Below are 22,186 nucleotides of genomic sequence, written 5' to 3'. Positions count from 1 at the left end.
GAGCACATCGGCGGCCCGCTCTTCCGTGTCGTGGCACCGGCTCCGCTACGGCTGCCGCGACCCGGGCCGCGCGTAGAGGGCCTCGATGTCCTCCGCGTAGGCCGCCGTCACCACCTGCCTGCGGAGTTTCAGGGACGGGGTGAGCAGGCCGTTCTCCTCGGTGAACTCGCCCTCGACCAGGGCGAAGGCGCGGATGGACTCGGCGCGGGAGACGGCCTGGTTGGCGTGGTCGACGGCCTTCTGGACGTCGGCGCGCAGGCGGGGGTCCTCGACGAGGTCGGCGAGCGGGGTGCCGGCGGGAAGCCCGCGCACCGACAGCCAGTGGGCCAGGGCCTCGGGGTCGAGGGTGATCAGGGCGGCGACGAAGGGGCGGTTGTCGCCGACGACCAGGCACTGGCCGACCGGGGCACGACTGCGCAGCCGGTCCTCCAGCACGGCCGGAGAAACGTTCTTGCCGCCGTTGGTGACGAGGATGTCCTTCTTGCGGCCGGTGATGGTCAGATAGCCGTCCTCGTCGAGCGAGCCCAGGTCACCGGTGGCGAACCAGTCGCCCTTCAGCACGGCGTCGGTGGCGGCCCGGTTGTTCCAGTAGGCGCCGAAGACCACCCCGCCCCTGACGAGCACCTCGCCGTCGTCGGCGATGCGGATCGCGGTGCCGGGGACCGGGAGGCCGACCGTGCCGGGGCGGGGGCGCAGCGGCGGGACGACGGTGGCGGCGGCGGTCGTCTCGGTGAGGCCGTAGCCCTCGTAGACGATGATTCCGGCGGCGGAGAAGAAGAGGTTGAGGTCGCGGTCGAGCGGGGAGCCGCCGCTGATGGCGTACCGCATGCGGCCGCCGAGTTCCTTGCGGATACGGCGGTACACCAGCAGGTCGTAGAGGGCCCACGCGGCGTGGAGGGCGGGGCCGGGGCCCTTGCCGGTGCCGAGGAACCTGTCGAGGTGGGCCGCGCCGAAGCGGACCGCGACGCGGTCGGCGCGGTCGAAGGAGGCGGCGCGGCCCAGCTTCTCGGCGGTGGCGCGGCCGGTGGCGTGGATCTTCTCGAAGAGGTACGGCACGCCGACCAGGAACGTGGGCCTGAACTCCTTGAGCGCCGGGCGGAGTTCGTCGGGTTTGATGCTCGGGCAGTGGCCGACCTCGATACGGGCCATCAGGCAGGCGATCTGCAGGGTGCGGCCCATGATGTGGGCGAGCGGTAGGAACAGGAGCGTCGAGGCGACCTGGCCGGTGACCTCCGTGAAGAGGGGGTGCAGCAGCTCGACCAGGTTCGCGGCCTCGGCGTGCAGGTTGGCGTGGGTGAGGACGCAGCCCTTGGGGCGTCCGGTGGTCCCGGAGGTGTAGCAGATCGTCGCGATCGTGTCCGGGGTGAGGGAGGCACGGCGCTCGGTGATCTCGTCGTCGGGCAACTCCGCGCCCAGTGCGGCGAGTTCGGCCAGGGCTCCGGCGTCCAGCTGCCAGACGCGCGGGGGTTGCGGGTGGCGGGCCGTGGCGGTGGTGACCGTGTCGGTGTTCTCGGAGGTCTCCGTGACGACGAAGCGGGCGCCCGAGTCCCGGACGATCCACTCCACCTGCTCCGCGGAGGAGGTGGCGTAGATCGGCACGGTCTGGCCGCCGGCCGCCCAGACGGCGAAGTCGAGGACCGTCCACTCGTAGCGGGTGCGGGACATCACGGCCACGCGCCCGCCCGGTTCGAGGCCCGCGGCCGTCAACCCCTTGGCCGTGGCGGTGACTTCGCTCGCGAAGGCGGCGGCCGTGACGGGGTGCCAGGTGCCGTGCCGTTCGCGTCGGAGGACCACCGTGTCGGAGGCCTCCGCCGCGTTGGTGAACGGGAGGTCGGCGGTGCTGCCGGTCGCCGGGCGCGGGACGAGGGGCGCGGTGCTCGCCTCCCGTACGACGCCCCGCTCGTCCCGGGTGAGTTCGACCCGGGTGCGGGCCGCCAGGTCGGTGCGTTGCCGCGCCCGCTTCAGGTCCTTGCGTACGCCCATGACGACTGCTCCCGGTCGACGGTGAGACGGTGGCTGGGGCGTCAACTTACTCGCAAGTAGGGGAAGGTCAATGGGGCCTGTGCGGTTCCGGCGGGTTCAGTCCGTTCGGCGTGCCTCGTCGATCGCCTCGGCGAGCCCGCGCACGTCCTTGTCCTCCGTCTCCCTCGCCAATGCGTGCGCCCGGGAGGCGAGTTCGGTGAGGCCGGGGGTGCCGGGCAGCTCCGTGGAGCGGAGGGTCTCGGCGAAGTAGGCGGCGACGGCGATGACTTGGAAGGTGGCCGGGGCGCTGTTCAGGGAGTCGTGCAGGGCGCCGGTCTCCAGTTGGCCCGATTCCTCGTGCGGGGCGCGGGTGTTCGGGTCGAGCCAGCGGACGCTCGCGGTGGCGAGGTGGCCGTCGGCGCCGGGCCTGGTGCGGACGGCGTAGAGGGCGGTGACGGTGTGGCCGGGGCCGATCTCGCCGCCGTCGACCCTGTCGTCGCGGAAGTCGTCGTCGGCGACCTGGCGGTCCTCGTAGCCGATGAGGCGGAACCGCGCGACCGTCTCGGGGTCGAAGGCGACCTGGGCCTTGGCGTCGCGTGCGGTGAGGTCGATGTTCTGCGGGAGTTGGTCGACGAAGACCTTGTGGGCGTCGGCGTCGCTCGCGACGTAGGCGGTGTGGCCGTCGCCCCGGTCGGCGAGTTTCTCCATCAGGGCGTCGCCGTAGTCGCTGCCGACGCCTACGCCGAAGAGGGTGATGCCGTGGTCACGGCGTTCGTGGGCGATGCGGTCGAGGATCGCATCGGGGCTGGTGTCACCGGTGTTGGCGAGTCCGTCGGAGATGAGGACGACGCGGTTGGTGGCGCCCTCGCGGAGGCCCTCGGTGGCGGTGGCGTAGCCGGTCTCGACGCCTGCGGCGAGGTTGGTGGCGGACTGGGTCTCCAACGCGTCGACGGCGTGGTGCACTTGGCCTCGGTGGCCGCCCAGGCGGGTCATGGGCAGGACGGTCTCCGCCTCGTCGCTGAAGGTGACGAGGGCGACGGAGTCGTCGTCGTGGAGGCGGTCCGTCATCTCGTCGAGGGACTTCCTGGCGAGGTCGAGGCGGCCGGGCTCGCTCATGGAGCCGGAGACGTCGATGACGAACGTCAGGGCGGCGGGCGGGCGTTCGGCAGCGGAGTCTTCGGTGGTGGTCTCCCGGGACTGGGGGCGGGTGGCCAGGCCCACGCGGACCAGCGACCAGCCGCTCCGGCCGGTGCGGGCGCCGTCGACGGTGACCGTGAAGCCGTTGCCGTCGGGGCGGTCGTAGTCCTGGCGGAAGCTGTTGACGAACTCCTCGGGGCGGATCGTCGACGGGTCGGGGCGGTGGCCGTCGGCGAGGGTGCGGCGGGCGTAGCCGTAGGAGGCGGTGTCGACGTCGAGGGCGAAGGTGGAGAGGTGGTCGGGGGACGGGGCGACTTCGTCGGCGGAGGCGCCGGTCCGTTCGCCGTCCTGCTCGCCGCTGTTGGCGCCGCCTGAGGTGTTGGCGGGGGCCGGGAATCCGGTGCGGCCGGTCGCGTTCGAGGTGTGGGAGTCGCTGCCGTCGCCCGCGCCGCAGGCGGTGAGGAGCAGGCCGCCCGCCGCGGTGAGGGCGAGCAGGGCGGCGCGCAGGCGCCGGGGGTGCCGGATGCGGTGGCGGGCGTGCTCCTGCCCGGGTCGTGTGCGGTCGGTCTCCATCTCCCGTGCCCCCTCGGTCCGTTGACGTCGGCTTCTGCGACTGTGACGGCGGAGGGGGCGGGAACGTGCGCTACGGGGAGTTGCGGAAGCGTCTCGAAGGGGTCGCGATCAAGGGCCTTCGAGACCGGTGGGAGATCCTCCGGTGACCTAGGAGACGATGTCCTTGCGGGCGAAACCCCGGAAGGCCAGGGCGAACAGCACGATGGCGTACGTAACGGAGACCGCCGTGCCCTGGATCATGCCGGACCACTCGGGGTGCGGCTGCACGGCGTCCGCCCAGGCGAACTGCCAGTGCGCGGGCAGGAAGTCGCGCCAGTGGCCGAGGGCCGTGACGGCGTCCAGGACGTTCCCGACGATGGTCAGGCCGACCGCGCCGCCGACCGCGCCGAGCGGGGCGTCGGTCTTGGTCGAGAGCCAGAACGCGAGCCCTGCGGTGACCAGTTGGGACACGAAGATGAACGCGACGACCACCAGCAGCCGCTGGGCCGCGGTGCCCGCGCCGATCGCGCCGCCGGTCGGCAGCTCCAGCGGGCCCCAGCCGTAGGCGGCGGTGCCGACGGCGAGGGCGACGACCGGGAGCAGGATCATCGCGGCGAGGCTGAGGGTCAGGCCGACGACCAGCTTGGACCACAGCAGGCGGGCTCTCGGGACCGGTGCCGCGAGGAGATAGCGCAGGGAGGACCAGCTGGCCTCCGAGGCGACCGTGTCCCCGCAGAACAGGGCGACCGGGACGACCAGCAGGAAGCCGGCCGACACGAACAGGTTCACCGCGGCGAAGTTCGCGCCGGACGCGGTGGCCGTGTCCATCAGGGTCACCTGGGAGCCGCGCTCGCCCGGGGTGCCGCCGATGGCGAAGGCCGCGACCAGGATGAAGGGCAGCGCGGCGAGGATGCCGCCCATGATCAGCGTGCGGCGCCGCTTCAGCTGGCGGACCAGCTCGACCCTCAGGGGCAGGGTGCGGGCCGCCCGGTAGCCGGAGGCCACCTCTACGGGCTCGGCGAGCGTGCTCACGCGGCACCTCCGATCAGGGTGAGGAAGGCGTCTTCGAGTCGGCGGTACGGGCCGAGGGAGGAGACCGGGACCTCCAGGCGGACGAGTTCCACGAGGAGGCGGGCGGCGGTGAGTGTTTCCGTGCCGTCGGTTTCGCGGGTGGCGGTGGCGAGGGTGCCCGAGGGCGCGGCTGCTCGCAGCTTTGCGTCTGCTGCGCCGTCGGGGCCGGTCGTGCCGTTCCCCGCGCCCCTGGGCGGCGCTGCCGCCAGGCGGACCAGGAGGGCGCCGTCCGCCCGTGTCGCCGACTCGACCCCGGGCAGGGCCGCCACCTTCTCGACCAAGGGGTCCGGGACGTCCGCCGCGAGGCCCACCAGGAGGGTGTCCTCCGCGCCGATGATCTCGGCGACCGGGCCCGCCTGGACGAGGCGGCCCCGGTCCATGACCACGAGGTGGGTGCAGGACTGCTCGACCTCGGCGAGGAGATGGCTGGAGACGATGACCGTGCGGCCCGCCGCCGCGTAGCGGATCATCACCTCGCGCATCTCGCGGATCTGGGGCGGGTCGAGACCGTTGGTCGGCTCGTCCAGGATGAGGAGGTCGGGGAGGCCGAGCATGGCCTGCGCGATGGCGAGGCGCTGGCGCATGCCCTGGGAGTAGGTGCGGACCGCGCGGGCGAGGGCGTCGCCGAGGCCCGCGATCTCCAGGGCCTCCTCCAGGTGGGCGTCCTCCGGCGGGCGTCCGGTGGCCTGCCAGTACAGCTCCAGGTTCTCGCGGCCGGAGAGGTGCGGGAGGAAGCCCGCGCCCTCGACGAACGCGCCGACCCGGGAGAGGACGGGGGCGCCCGGGCGGACGGCGTGGCCGAAGACCCTGATCTCACCGGCGTCCGGCTTGATCAGGCCCATCAGCATGCGCAGGGTGGTGGTCTTGCCCGCGCCGTTCGGACCCAGGAGTCCGAGCACCTGGCCCTTCTCGACGCGGAAGGACAGGTCCCGCACCGCGTACCGGTCCGCCGACTTCGCGTACCGCTTGCTCAAGTCGGTGATCTGGAGCGGGACGTCGGCCAGCTCGGGGGCGGGGGGTGGGGTGGTGGTGCGGCGGCGGCCGGTCAGCAGCAGGGCCGCGGCGATCACGGCGCCCGCGAGCGGGAGCCACCACACCCAGGACGGCAGGGTCGCCGCCGCCGTGGTGACGCCGGGGGCCGTCGGCACCTTGAGGTCGCTCTTCAGGGTGACGGTGTAGGTCGCCGGAGCGGCCGGTGAGGCGTAGCCGAGGTCCGTGGAGGCGAGGACCAGGCGCAGGTGGTGGCCGCTCTGGACGTCGTGGTCGATGGCCGGGAGGGTGATCGTGACATCCTTGCCGGCCTTGGCGCCCTCGACCCTGAGGGGGGTCACCAGCTGGGAGGGGAGCACCTGCTGGGTGCCGCTCGGGCCCACGTCGTAGACCTTGCCGAAGAGGACGGCGTCGTCGCTCGTCGACTTGACGTGGACGGTGACCGTGGGCGAGCCGGTGATGCGGAGGCCGGTGGTGAGGCGGGCCGAGTCGAACGCGGCGTACTGGCCGGGGAAGTCGAGGGAGACGCCGATGCCCAGGGAGGAGAGCTGGGACAGGCCGCCGGTGCTGCCCAGGCCCGGCAGGGCCGAGATCGCGGGCGGGCTGGCGCCGGCCGGGTTGGTGAAGGACTGCTCGCGGCGGCCGGTCAGGGCGATGGAGCGCGGGTCGCTCTCCAGGCCCGGGTAGGCGCTGCCGCTCGCGCCGCGCAGCTGGGCGGCGCCGTCCGTGGAGTCGATGCCTCCGGTGCGGGTGACGCGGAACGCGGGCCCGGTGTCGGTGTTCTTGTCGTCCTTCAGGTACCGGTCGAACCAGGACGTCACGCGGGCCTGGACGCGGCTCGTCTCCATGTCGCCGCCGTCGTGGCCGCCGGCGATCCAGTCGACGTCCACGGGGGCGCCGTTCGCGCGGATCGCCTTCTCGGCGGCGTCGGCCTGGCCGAGCGGGAAGAGGGAGTCCGTCTGGCCCTGGAGCAGCAGGGTCGGCACGTTGATGTGCGTGGCCACGGCCGACGGGGAGCGGGCCTCCAGGAGTGCGCGGGCCTGGGCGTCCGGCTTGCCGGACTCGGCGACGCGGTCGTACATCCGGCACAGCGCGGGCTCGAACTTGGCGCAGCCGCCGCCGGAGTTGATGAAGATGCCGGCCCAGAGCTTCTTGAAGACGCCGTTCGGGAACAGGGCGTCCGCGAGGTTCCAGTACGTGATCGCGGGGGCGATGGCGTCGACCCGGTCGTCGTGACCGGCGGCCAGGAGGGAGATGGCGCCTCCGTAGGAACCTCCTGCCATGCCCACGCGCGGGTCGCCCGGTTTGTCGAGCTGGACGTCGGGTTGCCTAGCCAGCCAGTCGATCAGCTTCGATACGTCCTTGACCTCGCCCGACGGGTCGTTCAGGCCGATCTTCCCGGTGGATCGGCCGAAGCCGCGGGCCGACCAGGTCAGGACCGCGTAGCCGTCACCGGCCAGGTCCTCGGCCTCTTTTCGTACGTCGTCCTTGCTGCCGCCGAAGCCGTGGGCGAGGAGGACGGCCGGGCGGCGGGCCGATCCGCCCGTCGTGAAGTACGAGGTGTCCAGCCGTACGCCGTCGATCGCCATCGTCCGGTCCGTCCTGTGGACCGCGGGTCCGGTGTCCGAGGCCGCGGCCGTCCAGGTGCCCGCACCGGCCAGCACGACGACCGCGGCGGTGGCTGCCAACCAGCGCCGGGGGTGTTTCGGTCGTCGTAGGCCTTGCAGCCCGGGCAGTCGAAGATCCATGCGTTCAACGGTACGGGGCGTCTCTGACAGTTGGGGCAGACCCTGGGGTGAACCGGGGATGACCGTGTACCGCGCTGGGAGTACGGCGCAGTTCCCCGCGCCCCTGAGGAGGACTGCCTCTTCGGGGCTCAGTCCTCCTCAGGAATCGATACCAGCCAGCGGGTCTCCCTGCGGGGGCGGAGGTAGAGGGCCCAGTAGAGGGTCGCCACCGTGACGATGCCGCCCGTCCAGAGCAGGTAGGTCGTCTCCTGCTGGGTCAGGATGTAGGCCAGGACCGCGATCAGGAGGATCGGCATCGCGGGCCACAGGGGCATGCGCCAGGCGTGGGTGTGGCGGTGGTGACCGCGGCGGGAGAGCAGGGCCGCGACCGCGACGAGCAGGTACATGCCGGTCACCGAGACGCCCGTCACGCCGTACAGGGTGTCCAGGTTGACGAAGCAGAGGATCGCGCCCGGGATGCCCACGGCCAGGGTGGCCACCCAGGGGGAGCCGAAGCGGCCCAGCTTGGAGAAGAGGGTGTTGACCGGCTGGGGCCAGGCCTTGTCCCGGGAGGAGGCGAAGAGGACCCGGGAGTTCTGGATGACCATGACGATGCCGGCGTTGATGATCGCGAGGGCCACGCAGAGGCTGACGAAGGTGCCGACCGCGGAGTTGGACCACGCCGTCACCATGGTGCCGATGTCGCCGCCGGTCAGGGTCGAGAGGTCCGATGCTCCCATCGTGATCGCCACGACCGGGACCAGGATGATCACCGTCGAGATCGCGAGGGTGGCGAGGACCGTGCGGGCCACGTTGCGGCGCGGGTTCTCCAGTTCCTCGGAGAGGTACACCGCCGTCGAGAAGCCCTGCGTGACGAAGAGGGCGATCGCCAGGCCCGAGACCACCAGCATCGCCGTCACGGTGTCCGTGTGGCCGCCCGTTCCCGCGACCTGCATCGAGGTGAGGCTGCCGATGCCCCGCCGGCTGTGGGTGAAGCCGAGCAGCGCCACCACTCCGGCCGCGATGACCTCGAGGACCAGGAAGACGCCTGTGATCCAGGCGTTGGCGCGCAGGTCCAGCAGGCCCGCCAGCGTGGCCAGGAGCATCACTCCGGCGCCGGTCATGGCCGGGTTGAGGTGGGCGATCGGGGCCAGGTAGTCGGCCGTGCCCATCGCTATCACCGGCGGGACGATCATCACGACCAGGAGCGAGAGGACGAAGACCAGCCAGCCGGCCAGGCGGCCCGCCAGCGTCGACACCATCGCGTACTCGCCGCCCGCGCTGGGGATGAGGGTGCCCAGCTCCGAGTAGCAGAACGCCACGGCGATGCAGAGGACCGAGCCGATCGCGATCGTGAGGGCGGTCGCGGTGCCGAGCGAGCCGAACAGGTCGGGGACGACCACGAAGAGCGTGGAGGCCGGTGTCACGCAGGACAGCGTGAGGAGGGTGCCGCCGACGATGCCGATGGAACGCTTCAGCTGCTGCGGGTTCCCGCCCTGGCTCTGGCTTTGACTCTGGCTCTGGGGGCTGTCCGACGTCGCCTCGGAAACGGCGGCCCCGGCAGTGGAGAGGGTGTCGGTCACGCGCTGATGGAACATTGACGGAAACCATCACGTCAATGGGTGTTCACCTACGGAATCCGTTGATCCAGGGCGCCTGGAGTGACCTGTTCGACGCTCTGGCGCAGTGCCGGTCCCGGTTCGGGTCGGTACGGGAACCGCAGGCGTCGTAGCCGAAAAAATGGGGCCGTCCGCAATGCGGACGGCCCCGTTCAGGGTCTCTCGGGCTTTCTCAGTGGTTGCGCGGGAAGCCGAGGTCCACGCCGGAGGGGCCGTCGGCCGGGTCCGGCCAGCGGGTGGTGACGACCTTGCCGCGGGTGTAGAAGTGCGTGCCGTCGTTGCCGTAGATGTGGTGGTCCCCGAAGAGGGAGTCCTTCCAGCCGCCGAACGAGTGGTAGCCCACCGGGACCGGGATCGGGACGTTGACGCCGACCATGCCGGCCTCGATCTCCAGCTGGAAGCGGCGGGCGGCGCCGCCGTCCCGGGTGAAGATCGCGGTGCCGTTGCCGAACGGCGAGGCGTTGATCAGCGCCACGCCCTCGTCGTACGTGTCGACGCGCAGGACGCAGAGGACCGGGCCGAAGATCTCGTCCCGGTACGCCTTCGCGGTGGTCGGCACCTTGTCGAGCAGGGAGATGCCGATCCAGTGGCCGCCCTCGAAGCCCTCGACCGTGAGCCCGGTGCCGTCGAGGACGACCTCCGCGCCCTCGGCCGCCGCGCCGGTGACGTACGACGCCACCTTGTCGCGGTGGACCTTCGTGATGAGCGGGCCCATCTCGGAGGCCGGGTCGTTGCCGGGGCCGATCTTGATCTTCTCGGCGCGCTCGCGGATCTTCGCCACCAGCTCGTCGCCGATCGAACCGACCGCTACGACGGCCGAGATGGCCATGCAGCGCTCGCCGGCCGAGCCGTAGGCCGCGCTCACGGCCGCGTCCGCCGCCGCGTCCAGGTCGGCGTCCGGGAGGACCAGCATGTGGTTCTTGGCCCCGCCCAGGGCCTGGACGCGCTTGTGGTTCGCGGCGGCCGTGGTGTGGATGTAGCGGGCGATCGGGGTCGAACCGACGAAGGAGACGGCCTTGACGTCCGGGTGCTCCAGGAGGCGGTCCACGGCCACCTTGTCGCCGTTGACGACGTTGAAGACGCCGTCCGGGAGGCCCGCCTCGGCGAGCAGTTCGGCGATCTTCAGGGCCGCCGACGGGTCCTTCTCGGACGGCTTGAGGACGAAGGTGTTGCCGGTCGCGATGGCGATCGGGAACATCCACATCGGCACCATGGCCGGGAAGTTGAACGGCGTGATGCCCGCGACGACACCCAGCGGCTGGCGGATCGAGGACACGTCCACGCGGGAGGCGACCTCGGTCGACAGCTCGCCCTTCAGCTGCACGGTGATCCCGCACGCCAGGTCGACGATCTCCAGGCCGCGCGCGACCTCGCCCAGCGCGTCGCTGTGCACCTTGCCGTGCTCGGCGGTGATCAGCTCGGCGATCGCGTCCCGGTTGGCGTCGAGCAGCGCGCGGAACGCGAACAGGATCGCGGTGCGCTTGGCGAGGGACGAGGTGCCCCAGGTCGCGTAGGCGTCCTTGGCGGCGGCGACGGCCGCGTCGACCTCGTCGACGGTCGCGAAGGCGACCTTGGTGGTGACCTCGCCGGTCGCCGGGTCGGTCACCGGCCCGTACGTGCCCGACGCGCCGTCGACGGCCTTGCCGCCGATCCAGTGGTTGACGATCTTCGTCATGCCCAGATGCTCCTTCACAGATGGCGGCGTCGGGTGGAGACGTGCCGTTCGTACAGCTCACGTGCCTTGACCGCGGACGATCGGGTCGCGGTCGCGGCCACGGGTACATCCCACCAGGCCTGCGCGGGAGGCGCGCCCGACACAGTGTCTGCGGTTTCGGTCTCCACGTAGACACAAGTGGGAGTGTCGGCGGCCCGTGCCGCGGCGAGCGCTTCGCGCAGGTCGCCGACGGTCTTCGCGCGCAGCACCCGCATGCCGAGACTGGCCGCGTTGGCGGCGAGGTCGACGGGGAGCGGGGCCCCGGTGTGGGATCCGTCGTCGGCCCGCTGCCGGTAGGCGGTCCCGAACCGCTCGCCGCCCACCGACTCCGACAGACCGCCGATGGAGGCGTACCCGTGGTTCTGTATCAGCACCACCTTGATCGCGATGCCTTCCTGTACGGCGGTCACGATCTCCGTCGGCATCATCAGGTACGTGCCGTCGCCGACCAGCGCCCACACCGGCCGGTCCGGGGCGGCCAGCTTCACGCCGATCGCGGCCGGGATCTCGTAGCCCATGCAGGAGTAGCCGTACTCCAGGTGGTACTGGTCGCGCGACCGCGTCCGCCACAGCTTGTGCAGGTCGCCGGGGAGCGAACCGGCCGCGTTGACCAGGATGTCCGACGCGTCGGCGATCTCGTCGAGCGCGCCCAGCACCTGGGGCTGTGTCGGGCGTACGTCGGGTTCCTCCGCCTCGTAGCAGGCGTCGACGCGTTGCTCCCAACGCTCCTTGTCCTCGCGGTACTCGGCGATGTACGAGTCGGTGACCCGGTACGCGTCCCGGCCCAACTCCGCCGCCAGCGCGGCCAGTCCGCTGCGCGCGTCGGCGATCAGCGGCTGTCCGGCGAGCTTGTGGCCGTCGTAGGCACCGATGTTGAGGCTGAGGAAGCGGACGCCGGGCCTCTCGAAGAGGGTGCCGGAGGCGGTGGTGAAGTCGGTGTAGCGGGTGCCGACGCCGATCACCAGGTCGGCCAGGCGGGCGAGTTCGTCGGCCGTCGCGGTGCCGGTGTGGCCGATGCCGCCGACGTCCTGCGGGTGGTCGTGGTTCAGCGAGCCCTTGCCGGCCTGGGTGGAGGCGACCGGGATGCCGGTGGCGGCGGCGAGTTCGGCGAGGACGGCCTCGGCGCGGCTGTGGTGGACTCCGCCGCCCGCGACGATCAGCGGCCTCCTGGCCTCGCGGACCGCCCTTACGGCTGCGGCGAGTTCGGCCGGGTCGGCGGCCGGCCGCCGCACGTGCCAGGTGCGTTCGGCGAAGAACTCGTCCGGCCAGTCGTACGCCTCGGCCTGCACGTCCTGCGGGAGGGCCAGGGTCACGGCTCCGGTCTCCACCGGGTCGGCCAGTACGCGCATCGCCTGCAGCGCCGCCGGGATCAGCGCCTCGGGGCGGGTGATCCGGTCGAAGTACCTCGACACCGGGCGCAGGCAGTCGTTCACCGACACATCGCCCGCGTAAGGGACTTCGAGCTGCTGGAGCACCGGGTCGGCGGGGCGGGTGGCGAAGGTGTCGCCGGGGAGGAGCAGGACCGGGAGGTGGTTGACGGTGGCGAGGGCGGCGCCGGTGACGAGGTTCGTGGCGCCGGGGCCGATCGAGGTCGTGACGGCGTGTGCGGCGAGGCGGTTCGACTGGCGCGCGTAGCCGACCGCCGCGTGGACCATGGACTGTTCGTTGCGGCCCTGGTGGTACGGCATCCCATCGGCGTACTCGATGAGGGCCTGGCCGAGCCCGGCCACGTTGCCGTGGCCGAAGATGCCCCAGGTCGCGCCGATCAGCCGCTGCCGGACGCCGTCCCGCTCGGTGAACTGGGCGGTCAGGAACCGCACCAGCGCCTGCGCGACCGTGAGCCTCGTCGTCGAGGTCATCGGTAACCCTCCGTGTGCTCGGGGTGGAAGCAGATCCGCCACTCCCTCGCCTCGCCGGGTCCCGCCATGACGTTCAGGCAGTACATGTCGTGACCCGGCTGGGCGACCGACGAGCCGTGCCGGCCGTCGGGCACGAGCACGGCGTCGCCGGAGCGGACCTCCGTGAGGACATCTGCTCCGCCCTCACGGGAGGGGAATACGCGCTGCTGGCCGAAACCGTTCGGGCCGTCGATCTCGAAGTAGTAGATCTCCTCCAACTCGGCCTCCCCGCCCGCGCGTTGCTCGTCGTACGGATACGGCGGACAGGAGGACCAGCTGCCACCGGGAGTGATGACCTCGACGGCGAGCAGCGTGTCGCAGACGAAGGCGTCGGCCGCGGCGAACCCGCGGACGGTACGGGTCCCCCCGCGCGCGGTGCTCAGCGCGTGCGGGGGAGGGCCGGTGCCGTCGCCGTGCCGGTCCACCGGAACCTCCGGCGCGGGGCCGTAGCGAGCGGGGAGTCGTCGCTCGCACTTCGCTCCTGCCAGGGCGAAGCGGCCTCCCGCGCCGGAGGCGATCTTGACCTGGGCGTCTCGGGGGACGTACGCGAAGTCGGTGACCCCGGCGAAGACGCTTTCCCTGCCCAGGAGTTGGAACTCTTCGTCCGCAATTCGCACGGTACATCCACCGCCGAGCGGAAGCACGATCCACTCGCTGTCACCGGTGGTGAAGTGGTGTGTCCCGTCGGGCCCCAGCTCGACGACCCGCAGACTGCCGCGGGTCCAGCCGGCCCGCTCCGGGTCGATGTCCACGACGTACTGCGCGTTGGCGGCGGAGCCCCTCGGGACATACAGCTCGGGAACGTGCGGCCCGGCGGTCGTCATAACGCGCCCCTCACAGCAGTCCTACGGCGGTGTCGACGGCGGCGGCGACATCGCCGTCCGGCGGGTAGAGCAGCGAGCGGCCGACCACCAGGCCGCGCACGGTCGGGAGTTGGAGGGCGCCGCGCCACTTCTCGTAGGCGCCGTCCTGGTCGTCGCCGACCTCGCCCCCCAGCAGCACGGCGGGGAGGGTGGAGGTCTCCATGACCCGGGCCATGTCGTCCGGGTTCTCGGTGACGGGCAGCTTCAGCCAGGTGTAGGCCGAAGTGCCGCCCAGGCCCGAGGAGATGGCGATGGACCTGATGACGGCCTCGGCGGAGAGATCGTTCCGCAGCCTGCCCTCGTCGGTGCGACGGCTGATGAACGGCTCGACGAACAGCGGGAGTCGACGCGCGGCCATGTCGTCGACGGCGCGGGCGGTGGACTCCAGGGTGGTCAGGGAGCCCGGGTCGTCGTAGTCGATGCGCAGCAGCAGTTTGCCGGCGTCGAAGCGGAGGCGCTCGATGTCCTCGGCGCGGTGGCCGGTGAAGCGGTCGTCGAGTTCGAAGCTCGCGCCCTGGAGACCGCCGCGGTTCATCGAGCCCATGACGACCTTGCCGTCGAGGGCGCCGAGGAGGAGCAGGTCGTCGAGGATGTCGGCGGTCGCGAGGACGCCGTCGACTCCGGGCCGGGAGAGCGCGAGGCAGAGGCGTTCGAGGAGTTCGGCGCGGTTGGCCATCGCGAGCTTGCGGTCGCCGACGCCGAGCGCGCCGCGGGCGGGGTGGTCGGCGGCGACGACCATCAGCCGGCCCGCGTCGCCCAGCAGCGGGCGGCGGACCCGGCGGGCGGCGGCCTCGGCGATGGCCTCCGGGTGGCGGGTGCGGATGCGGACCAGTTCGGAGATGTCCACGCGGGGGCCGGTGGACGGGCCGGTTCCGGCGGAGGCGCGGTTGCCGGTGGCGCTGCTCTCGTGGCCGGAGACGTCGTCCCCGTCGGCCTGCCCGCCGTGCGCGTGGGTCACGCCGTCCCCGCCCTCGTACTGGCCCTCGTGGTCGGCTCCTGTCACGCGGCCGGCCCTCACAGCACCGCTCCGGCGGCGATCGCGTCCTCGACCTCGGCGGCGGTGGGCATCGCCGAGGAGCACTCCAGGCGGGAGGCGACGATCGCACCGGCCGCGTTGGCGTGCCGCATGATCTTCTCCAGGTCCCAGCCCGAGAGCAGGCCGTGGCAGAGGGAACCGCCGAAGGCGTCACCGGCGCCGAGCCCGTTGAGGACGGTCACCGGAAGCGGGGGCACCTCGGCGGACTCGCCGGCGCGGTTGACCGCGAGGACGCCCTTCGGGCCCTGCTTCACCACGGCGAGTTCCACACCGGCGTCCAGGAGCGCGCGGGCGGCGGCGTGCGGTTCGCGGACGCCGGTGGCGACCTCGACCTCGTCCAGGTTGCCGACGGCGACGGTGGTGTGGCGCAGGGCCTCCTCGTAGAAGGGGCGGGCCGCGCCCGGGTCCTGCCAGAACATCGGGCGCCAGTCGAGGTCGAAGACCGTCGTGCCGGACTTCGCGCGGTGGGCGAGGGCCGCGAGCGTGGCCGTACGGCTGGGCTCCTCGCTCAGGCCGGTGCCGGTGACCCAGAAGATACGGGCCTCGTGGATCGCGTCCAGGTCCAGGTCGTGGGCGTCCAGCTCCAGGTCCGGGGCCTTGGGCTGCCGGTAGAAGTACAGCGGGAAGTCGTCCGGCGGGAAGATCTCGCAGAACGTGACCGGCGTGGGGTACTCCGCGACGGGCGTGACCCAGCGGTCGTCGACGCCGAAGTCGCGCAGCGCCTCGTGCAGGTAGGTGCCGAAGGGGTCGTCGCCGGTGCGCGAGACGAGGGCGACCTCGCGGCCGAGCCGGGCGGCGGCGACCGCGACGTTCGCCGCCGAGCCGCCGAGGAACTTCCCGAAGGTCGTCACCTGCGGCAACGGCACGCCCGTCTGCAGCGGATAGAGGTCCACCCCCAGCCGCCCCATGGTGATCAGGTCGTACGCCATCGACTTCCCTTCGCGCCCTCCGCGCGCGGTCCCCTGAGGCCCGGACACGGAGCGGCTTCGTTTCGGCTCTCCACGGTTTGTAGTCCCGCGCCCCGAGCCCTGTCAATGTTTTGTCCAGACATACGGACGAGACGCGGGCGAGTTGGGGGTAAGGGCTTGCATTTCGCGGGGCGCGACGGGCTGGTTTCGGGGTGCGGACGGAGGTGGACCAGAGGACGGGGGCGGGCCACGTGTGGGTGCGGGCGTGAGGGCGGAGGAGGGTGTGCGCGCTGGCGCGGGCCACGTGCGGGTGCGCGTGTGAGAGCGGAGGAGGGTGCGGTTGCGAGGACGGGCGTGGGAGCCGAGGAGGGCGCGGGAGCTGGCGCGGGCCACGTGTGGGTGCCGGTGCGCTCGTCGCGGGGGCCGGGTCCGTCGGCGTTCCTGATCGCGACCACCCCGCCGACGCCTCATCACACCCCGACCCGCGAGTCAACGCGCCGCGCCCTCACGCCCGCGTGCGCCTTTGCGTCACCTGTGTCACAAAAGCACCCCTCGTGTCACACATATCGCGCGTACGCGGGTTTTGCGTCACACCCGGTCGACAGGCGCTGCCCGTCCCTCACCGTGTGTCGTTCACCCGGCACAGGCTTGTGATCGCCAGCGCAGCGCCCGGCTCCCCCTACGGCCGCCCCCGGTCGACGCCGTGGCGCGCGCAGGGAGGTGCACTCATGACCGACCGACGGCTCTGGTCGTACAAGGAAATCGCGGCCCACATCCGGGTCCAGCCCGACACCGTCCGCTCGTACCGCAAGCACGGGCTGCTGCCCCCGCCCGACCACGTGGAGAGCGGCAAGCCGTACTGGTACGCGGACACCGTCCGGGCCTGGGTCGCCTCCCGGCCGGGGAATCGGGCACGCAGAGAGGACTGAGCGGACCGGAAACGGCGGGGCGGTGCCGGGTGCCGGCACCGCCCCGGCCGCTCCTGTCGGCGATGTCTGCCACGTGGGCCACGTGGGCCACGTCGGCCGCACCTCACCGCCACGGTTCGATGACCGTCACCCCCGCTCCCGGTGCCGTGGCCATCGCGGCGAGGGCGGCCGGGGTCTCCTCCAGGGTGATGGTGGTGGTGGCGAGGAGGTCGGGGCGCAGCACTCCCGACCGGACCAGTTCCAGCATGGGCGGGTAGGTGTGGGCCGCCATGCCGTGGCTGCCGAGGAGTTCGAGTTCCAGGCCGATCGCGCGGGCCATGGGGACCGGGGTCGTACCGGACGGGGAGGGCAGGAGGCCGACCTGGAGGTGGCGGCCCCGGCGGCGCAGGCCGTTCACCGAGGCGGCGCAGGTCGCCGGGGAACCCAGCGCGTCCAGCGACACATGGGCGCCGCCGCCCGTCAGTTCGCGCACAGCCTCCGCCGTGTCCGGGGTGCTCGCGCCGTCCACGCACTCCACCGCCCCGAACTTCCGTGCCAGCGCGAGCGCTTGGGGCGAGATGTCCACCGCGACGACCCGGGCCCCGGAGGCCGCCGCGATCATAACCGCCGACAGGCCCACTCCCCCGCAGCCGTGCACCGCCACCCACTCCCCCGGTGCGACCCGGCCCCGCTGCACCACCGCGCGGAACGCCGTCGCGAACCGGCAGCCCAGCGAGGCCGCCGTGGCGTAGGACATCTCGTCCGGGATCGCGACCAGGTTCACGTCGGCGTGGTCCAGGGCGACGTACTGGGCGAAGGAGCCCCAGTGGGTGAAGCCGGGCTGGGTCTGGCGCTCGCACACCTGCTGGTCGCCGGCCGCGCATGCCCCGCAGGTTCCGCAGGCGCAGACGAACGGGACGGTGACGCGGTCGCCGGTGTGCCAGGCCGTCACCCGGTCGCCGACCGCCTCGACCACGCCGGCGAGTTCGTGGCCCGGTACGTGCGGCAGCGTGATGTCCGGGTCGTGGCCCTGCCAGCCGTGCCAGTCGCTGCGGCAGAGGCCTGTCGCCTCCACCCGGACGGTCACCCCGTGGGGTGCGGGAGTGGGGTCGGGCACCTCCCGTACTTCGGCGGGTTCACCGTACTGCTCGAACACCACCGCTTTCATGTGGGCTCCCATCGCTGTTCTCGTCCGCGGGTTCGTCATGGCCGGTCGCGCTCGGCGGCGGCGTCACGGGGTGCTGCGGCCCGTCGCCCCCAGGTGGGTTCTCTCCCCCCTCGCTGACACCGAACCGTTCGTGGAACCTCCGCAGCGGGCCCGGCGCCCACCAGGTCGCCGTCCCCGTCAGTCTCATCACCGCCGGGACCAGCAGGCTGCGCACGATCATCGCGTCCATCAGGACCGCCAGCGCGATGCCCAGGCCCAGCATCTTGGTGTTGGTCACGCGGGACGTGCCGATGGCGACCATCACCACCGCCAGGATCACCGCCGCCGCCGTGATCAGGCCGCCCGTGCGCTGGAGTCCGTGGCGGACCGCCTCGTTGTGGTCGCCGGTGCGGTCGTACTCCTCCTTGATGCGGGAGAGCAGGAACACGCCGTAGTCCATGGAGAGTCCGAAGGCCACGCAGAACATCAGGACCGGGAGGGTGGTCTCTATGGAACCGGGGCTGGTGAAGCCGAGGAGGCCGGAGAGGTGACCGTCCTGGAAGACCCAGACCACCGCGCCGAACATCGCCGTGAGGCTGAGCGCGTTGAGCAGGACCGCCTGGATCGGGATCAGGACGCTGCCGGTCAGGAGGAAGACCAGGAGCAGGGTGACGACGACGATGAGGGCGGCGGCCCAGGGCAGCCGGGTGCCTATCGCGTGCTTGGAGTCGACCAGGACGGCCGCCGTGCCGGTCACCTTGGTGGTGAACGGGGCGTCCGCGGAGCGCAGTTCACCGACCAGGCGCTGGGCCCCGCTGTCGACCGCCTCACCCTTGGGCAGCACCGTGAAGTACGCGGAGTCGCCCTTCACCACCGGGCCGTCCACCCCCGCCACCTCGGGGAGCCGGGCGATCTCCGTCTTGTACGCGGTGTACTGCGCCGACGTCGCTCGCCCCTCGGCGAGCACTTCGAGGCCGCCGCCCGGGTTGCCGGGGAAGCCGTCCCGGATGTGCTGCTGCACGACGTGGGACTCCGCGCCCGAGGGGAGCTGGCGGTCGTCCGCCGTGCCGAACCTGACGCCCAGGAAGGGCAGTCCGAGCAGGACGAGCACCGCGGCGGTGACCAGGGCGAAGAAGGGGGCCCTGCGCATCACGAGGTTCGCCAGGCGGGCCCAGGCCGCGCCTTCCCCGGACGCGGATGCCGGCGCCGATGTCGATGCCGATGTCGGTCGGCGTCGGCGGAACAGGCGTCGCAGGTCGAGGGAGTTCACGCGGTGGCCGAGCAGCAGGAGGGCCGCCGGGAGCAGGATCAGGGCCGCCGCGGCGGCCAGGAGGACCACGGCGATGCCCGCGTAGGCGAAGGAGCGCAGGAAGTACATCGGGAAGACGAGCATCGCGGCCAGGGAGACCGCGACCGTGAGGGCGGAGAAGAGCACCGTGCGGCCGGCCGTGCGCAGGGTGGTGGCGATCGCCGTCAACGGGTCGGCGCCGGTGGCGAGTTCCTCGCGGAAGCGGCGGACGATGAACAGTGCGTAGTCGATGGCCAGTCCGAGGCCCAGGGCCGTGGTGAGGTTCATCGCGAAGACCGAGACGTCGGTGAACTCCGTGAGACCGCGCAGCACCGCGTTCGTCCCCAGGATCGCGACGATGCCGATGCCGAGCGGGAGGAGGGCCGCAATCGCGGAGCCGAAGACCATCACCAGGAGGAGCAGTGTCACCGGCAGGGCGATCATCTCGGCGCGGGCGAGGTCCTCCTTGATGATCGTCTGCATCTCGTGGCGCACGGCGACGATGCCGCCGACCTTCACGTGCACCGGGCCGTGCGTGCCGCGGAGGGCGGGGGCGATGCGGTCCAGGGTGTCGTTCGTCGCCTTCTCGTCGCCCGTGAGGTGGGCGGCGATCAGCGCCTCGTGACCGTCCTTCGCGCGCAGGGCCGGGGACTTGGTCCGCCAGTACGAACCGACGCCTATGACGCCCTTCTCGCCCGCCAGCCGCGCGGTGAGGCGGTCGGCCTCGGCGGCGACCGCCGGGTCGTCCACCGAGGCGCCGCCCGAGTCGACGAGCAGCAGGAGATTGGGCTGCGAGGCCGGGAACTCGCGCTCCAGGGCCTTGGTCGCGTACGTCGACTGGGCCGCCGGGTCCTCCCAGCCGCCGCTGCCCAGCCGGTCGGCGACTCCGCTGCCGGCGACCACGGCCAGTGCGGTGAGCACGAGGGCGACGAGCAGGGACAACCGGGGGCGCGCGGTCACGAAACGCGTCCATCCGCCGAGGCGTGGTGGGCTGTTGACTTCGGTCATCGTGCGGTGCTCCCCTTCACCTTGACCCGGCCTCCGCGCAGACAGGCACGAACAGGTGGCACGGGTCGGTTTTGTCATAGACTGGAAAACGCGAGAGACCGCTCGCGTTTGCCGGAACATCAGAATGCGAGCGACCACTCGCGTTTGTCAACGCCGTTCGGAGAGCTGGGGATAACTCGTGTCCGTGGACCAGGAGAAGGCCGGCCCGCGCCGCCAGGCCCGCGGTGAGCGCCGCATCGCCCAGCTACTGGAGGCCGCCGCGTCCGTCTTCTGCACGACGGGCTACACCGCATCCAGCACCAACGCCATCGCCCGCGAGGCCGGTGTCTCACCGGGCACGCTGTACCAGTTCTTCCCGAACAAGGAAGCGATCGCGATCGAGCTGGGCGACCGGCTGCTGCACGAGATGCGCGCCATGTACGGCGAGGCGCTCGCCCCGGTCGACCCGGCGACCCCGGTGGAGGAGGCGGTCGGCGCGGTCGTCGACCGTTTCACCGCGTTCAACTGCCGGCACCCGGTGTTCTTCGCCCTGATGCACGGCCCCGACATCCCCGGCCGGCTCGCCGAGGAGCACGACGCGCTGCACGCGAACCTGCTCGCCGGGATCGAGGCGGTGATCGCGGCGTTCCTGCCCGCCGCCCCCGCGGCCGACATCACCCGCACCGCCCACATGTGCCTGGGCCTCTACAAGGCCGGCCTCGAACTGATCCTTTCCCACGAGGGCGCCGAACGCGAGGCCTACGTCGGGGAGTTGAAGAACGTCCTGATCCGCTACCTGGCCCCCATGATCACGGAGGCGCGGAGCTCGGCCTGAGGTACGGGGCACGGCCCCTCTCCCGCACCACGGCTCCACCCCTCACCGGACCGGCCGTCCCGGACTGCGGTGTGCCGCTTACCTACCATAAAGTGCCGGTAAATCTGCCCTGTAGGAGTACGAGGGGATTTGCCGTGACCTACTCTCCGCCGCCCGGCGCGCCCCGGGCCCGCATCCCCGGGCCGCAGCAGCCGCCGCCGACGTACCCCCAGATCCGCACCGGCCTGTGGAAGCACTGCCTGGGCGGCGGACTGGGACTGTGGGTGCTGACCGCGCTGGTCACGTACGCGACGAAGAACACCACCCTCCTGCCGACGCTGATCCTGCTCGGCAGCTTCCTGGTGCCGGTGACCTTCGTCCTGTGGGCGTACGAGCGGCACGGGCGCGATCTGGGCGTCAGCGTGATCCTGGGCTGCTTCCTGACCGGCGGCACGCTCGGGGTGCTGGGCGCCTCGGTCATGGAGTACTACCTGCTGCACCCCTCCTTGTGGATGTTCGTCGGCGTCGGCCTCATCGAGGAGGCCGTGAAGCTGGGGGCGCTGATGTTCGTGCTGCGCCGGCAGCCGCGGCTGCACGGGATGCGCGCGGGCCTGATCCTCGGCGCGACCGTCGGCTTCGGCTTCGCGGCCCTGGAGAGCGCCGGTTACGCCTTCAACGCGGCCGTCTCCACGAGGGGCATCGATCTGCGGGCCCTCCTGGAGACCGAGATCCTGCGCGGGGTCCTCGCCCCCTTCGGGCACGGCCTGTGGACGGCGATCGCGGGTGGCGTGCTGCTCACCTACCGGCAGCTGAACGGCCGCTTCCGCTTCACCGGCCCGGTCGTCGGAACGTATCTCGGCGTCTCCCTGCTGCACGCCCTGTGGGACTCGACGCACGGCATCGCCATCTGGCTGGTGGCCCGGCTCTCGCGGACGGGCCTCGACAGACAGCTGTTCGCCCAGGGGTACATCCCCCGGCCGACCGACCAGCAGGAGCATCTCTTCACGGCGTTCTCGGTGGGCGGGATGGTGCTCGTGGCCCTGCTCGGCATCGCCTGGGTGCGGTCGCTGGCGCAGCGCGACCCCTCTTGGAGAAATACCCCCTAGGGGTATACTCTGGGGACAGAGTGAGCCACCGTGGGCCACTCCGACCCCACACGCCTCCACGAGGAGAACGACATGACCGCCCAGACCGACACCCAGGATTCCGTCACCACCGTCTACAAGGTGAGCGGGATGAGCTGCGGGCACTGCGAGGGCTCCGTCTCCGGCGAGATCTCCGGGCTGCCCGGTGTCAGCTCGGTGACGGCCGTCGCGTCGACCGGCGAGGTCACCGTCGTCTCCGCCGCCCCGCTCGACGACGAGTCCGTCCGCGCGGCGGTCGACGAGGCGGGCTTCGAACTCGTCGGCCAGGCCTGACCGGCACCGGCACCACCGTCGATGCCCGTGTCGGTACCGGCATCGACGTCAGCCCGAGCAGCACCCGTACGACACTTCTGTTCTCCGACCGGGCCGTGCCGACCAGCTGATACTGGCTCCGTGCGGTCCGGTCCGATGTCTGGAGTC

16 protein-coding genes are annotated in these 22,186 nt (G+C 71.9%); 4 read left to right on the top strand and 12 right to left on the bottom strand.

All coding sequences use genetic code 11. The features are described 5' to 3' along the window. Positions 1 to 45: 45 nt before the first annotated feature. The 10 genes from ACIPTO_RS12600 to iolC form a co-directional block, all read right to left on the bottom strand. Positions 46 to 1,983, bottom strand: a complete 1,938-nt coding sequence (locus ACIPTO_RS12600) for an AMP-dependent synthetase/ligase (protein ID WP_401191228.1) — start codon at positions 1,981 to 1,983, stop codon at positions 46 to 48. A gap of 96 nt (positions 1,984 to 2,079) precedes the next feature. Next, complete coding sequence (locus tag ACIPTO_RS12595) at positions 2,080 to 3,672, bottom strand: von Willebrand factor type A domain-containing protein (RefSeq protein WP_401191226.1); 1,593 nt, start codon at positions 3,670 to 3,672, stop codon at positions 2,080 to 2,082. A gap of 147 nt (positions 3,673 to 3,819) precedes the next feature. Then, the gene (locus ACIPTO_RS12590) at positions 3,820 to 4,683 is read right to left on the bottom strand and encodes an ABC transporter permease (protein ID WP_366313328.1); all 864 of its coding nucleotides are present in this window, start codon (positions 4,681 to 4,683) and stop codon (positions 3,820 to 3,822) included. Beyond that, positions 4,680 to 7,460, bottom strand: a complete 2,781-nt coding sequence (locus tag ACIPTO_RS12585; RefSeq protein WP_401191224.1) for a CocE/NonD family hydrolase — start codon at positions 7,458 to 7,460, stop codon at positions 4,680 to 4,682. The genes ACIPTO_RS12590 and ACIPTO_RS12585 overlap by 4 nt, the downstream gene beginning before the upstream one ends. 128 nt (positions 7,461 to 7,588) lie before the next feature. Beyond that, entirely contained in the window at positions 7,589 to 9,022 is a 1,434-nt protein-coding gene (locus ACIPTO_RS12580) for an APC family permease (RefSeq protein ID WP_401191222.1), read from the bottom strand. A 208-nt stretch (positions 9,023 to 9,230) separates the two neighbouring features. Then, a complete protein-coding gene (gene mmsA / locus ACIPTO_RS12575) occupies positions 9,231 to 10,733 on the bottom strand; it encodes a CoA-acylating methylmalonate-semialdehyde dehydrogenase (protein ID WP_401191220.1) in 1,503 nt (500 codons plus the stop codon). A 14-nt stretch (positions 10,734 to 10,747) separates the two neighbouring features. Further along, positions 10,748 to 12,631 (bottom strand): 3D-(3,5/4)-trihydroxycyclohexane-1,2-dione acylhydrolase (decyclizing), encoded by a 1,884-nt coding sequence (iolD, locus tag ACIPTO_RS12570; RefSeq protein WP_366313320.1) that lies wholly within the window; start codon positions 12,629 to 12,631, stop codon positions 10,748 to 10,750. Further along, complete coding sequence (gene iolB / locus ACIPTO_RS12565) at positions 12,628 to 13,494, bottom strand: 5-deoxy-glucuronate isomerase (RefSeq protein WP_401191218.1); 867 nt, start codon at positions 13,492 to 13,494, stop codon at positions 12,628 to 12,630. Before iolB ends, iolD begins: the two co-directional genes overlap by 4 nt. Positions 13,495 to 13,504: 10 nt before the next feature. After that, on the bottom strand, positions 13,505 to 14,380 hold the full coding sequence (locus ACIPTO_RS12560; protein WP_366314455.1) for a deoxyribose-phosphate aldolase: 876 nt from the start codon (positions 14,378 to 14,380) through the stop codon (positions 13,505 to 13,507). Between the two features lie 167 nt (positions 14,381 to 14,547). Then, on the bottom strand, positions 14,548 to 15,498 hold the full coding sequence (gene iolC / locus ACIPTO_RS12555; protein ID WP_401191216.1) for a 5-dehydro-2-deoxygluconokinase: 951 nt from the start codon (positions 15,496 to 15,498) through the stop codon (positions 14,548 to 14,550). 707 nt (positions 15,499 to 16,205) lie between these two features. On the opposite strand from iolC, the gene ACIPTO_RS12550 reads away from it, so the two are divergent. Beyond that, entirely contained in the window at positions 16,206 to 16,406 is a 201-nt protein-coding gene (locus ACIPTO_RS12550; RefSeq protein ID WP_366313314.1) for a MerR family transcriptional regulator, read from the top strand. A gap of 103 nt (positions 16,407 to 16,509) precedes the next feature. Here the strand turns inward: ACIPTO_RS12550 and ACIPTO_RS12545 are convergent, their stop codons facing one another. Both ACIPTO_RS12545 and ACIPTO_RS12540 read right to left on the bottom strand, forming a co-directional pair. Then, the gene (locus tag ACIPTO_RS12545) at positions 16,510 to 17,553 is read right to left on the bottom strand and encodes a zinc-dependent alcohol dehydrogenase family protein (protein WP_401191214.1); all 1,044 of its coding nucleotides are present in this window, start codon (positions 17,551 to 17,553) and stop codon (positions 16,510 to 16,512) included. Beyond that, positions 17,522 to 19,828 (bottom strand): MMPL family transporter, encoded by a 2,307-nt coding sequence (locus ACIPTO_RS12540; protein WP_401191212.1) that lies wholly within the window; start codon positions 19,826 to 19,828, stop codon positions 17,522 to 17,524. The genes ACIPTO_RS12545 and ACIPTO_RS12540 overlap by 32 nt, the downstream gene beginning before the upstream one ends. A 178-nt stretch (positions 19,829 to 20,006) precedes the next feature. On the opposite strand from ACIPTO_RS12540, the gene ACIPTO_RS12535 reads away from it, so the two are divergent. From ACIPTO_RS12535 to ACIPTO_RS12525, 3 genes are all read left to right on the top strand, one after another. Continuing rightward, a complete protein-coding gene (locus ACIPTO_RS12535; RefSeq protein ID WP_401191210.1) occupies positions 20,007 to 20,642 on the top strand; it encodes a TetR family transcriptional regulator in 636 nt (211 codons plus the stop codon). A gap of 134 nt (positions 20,643 to 20,776) precedes the next feature. Beyond that, a complete protein-coding gene (locus ACIPTO_RS12530; RefSeq protein WP_401191208.1) occupies positions 20,777 to 21,727 on the top strand; it encodes a PrsW family intramembrane metalloprotease in 951 nt (316 codons plus the stop codon). Positions 21,728 to 21,799: 72 nt separating this feature from the next. Further along, positions 21,800 to 22,039, top strand: coding sequence for a heavy-metal-associated domain-containing protein (locus ACIPTO_RS12525; protein WP_401191206.1), 240 nt, complete (start codon positions 21,800 to 21,802; stop codon positions 22,037 to 22,039). Positions 22,040 to 22,186 lie beyond the last annotated feature (147 nt).

The sequence above is a fragment of the Streptomyces sp. NPDC090083 genome, assembly GCF_044747445.1.
Lineage (GTDB): Bacteria > Actinomycetota > Actinomycetes > Streptomycetales > Streptomycetaceae > Streptomyces.
This window is presented reverse-complemented; position numbering and strand designations above follow the sequence as displayed.